2 protein-coding genes are annotated in these 1,339 nt (G+C 35.0%); both read right to left on the minus strand.

The features are described from left to right. Nucleotides 1-357, minus strand: a 357-nt coding sequence (locus AC30RD_RS09410; RefSeq protein ID WP_489494285.1) for a M14 family zinc carboxypeptidase, incomplete at its 3' end; no start/stop codon positions are given. 33 nt (nucleotides 358-390) lie between these two features. After that, entirely contained in the window at nucleotides 391-1,308 is a 918-nt protein-coding gene (locus AC30RD_RS09415; protein ID WP_489494286.1) for an ATP-grasp domain-containing protein, read from the minus strand. Between the last annotated feature and the right edge of the window lie 31 nt (nucleotides 1,309-1,339).

Genomic DNA, 1,339 nt, shown 5'->3' on the forward strand with positions numbered 1-1,339 from the left:
AAAATGGTTTCGTGAATACTCAAACCCATCCGGATTGGCACATGGAACCATATAGAGCGTTGTTTTATCTAAAATGGTATTAAGCAGTGGATCATAATCGATATGGTCCAAAATATATTTTGCAAACGATAAAGAGAGTTCTATCCCTATCCACTCCCTTGCATGTATTGTACCTGTATAAAAGAGTGCCGGTTTTTGTTGTGCATCAGCCACATTTTTTGTAATTGTTACAGCAATTATCTCTCTGTCTTCCCATGTTGAGCCTATCGTTTCAACATGAAAAAGAGTTGGATTTTTTTGTTGTGCAGCCTGAAAAAAATCTACACACTCCTGATAAGATGTATATTGTTGTCTCAATTTTCTACCTTCAATTTTTTGCGAATGATACTCTTACTTCGTTTTTCTGTCAATTAAATCTACAATTAAATCGATTTTTTTATCATTAAATGTCAATCCTATTTTTTCCTGTTCAGGAGTGGCAAATGCCGGGATACCATTGACCTCCAAAACAAGATACTCCTCTTTTGTTCTGTCATAAATAATATCAACACCCCCAATATCGACACCTGTTACTTTGCACGCCTTTTTTGCAATATCAATTATTTCATCATTTGCATCACGTAAAAATACACTGCCTCCGCTTGTAACATTAGTACGCCAATCTGTTCCGCTTGCTTTTCTTCCGTAACACGATACAAACTCTCCATCAACAATATCAACTCGAAAATCTGTATTATCATAATCAATAAATTTTTCAACATAAAAAAAGCGTAAATCCATTTGGTTTAAAAAAGGCATCAACATATCAAGGTTGGCTTCACTCTCAATTTTTGTAAGTCCGACACCGCCCCATCCATCGGTTGGTTTATACACCATTTTATCCCATTTTTTAATGATTTTTTTAAGTTCATGCCCATCATCCCGGTGGCAAAGTTTATAATCAGCAGTATTAACCCCATTGTTTCTAAGTACAAAAGATGTTTGGAATTTATCTTCCGTTAGTGCAAAGGCATCGAAAGAGTTTATCATAGGGATAACCCGATTGAGCGCCTGATACAGATACATCTGATACTGAGTCTGTTCCCCTGCATTATATGAGAAAAAAAGATCAAGTTTATCAAGCTTTTCCCCATGATGTTTTTCTCCATGATACACAATATGGGAATTTTTCGCAATTGCATGTCGTAAATTGATATCATCTAAAACTTCTATACCTCTCTCTTGCAGTTTTTTAATAATTTTTTTTCCTATCTTCTCACCACCACCGTTTTTATATAACCACATCCCTATTTTTCTGCTTTCAGCCATCTATTTTTCCCTTTTAAAATCTACATGTTGT

The sequence above is a fragment of the Nitrosophilus sp. genome, assembly GCF_982775275.1.

Excerpts from the sequence above, each read along its gene's own strand:
- AC30RD_RS09415 (WP_489494286.1), bottom strand. The coding sequence starts at position 1,308 with ATGGCTGAAAGCAGAAAAATAGGGATGTGGTTATATAAAAACGGTGGT.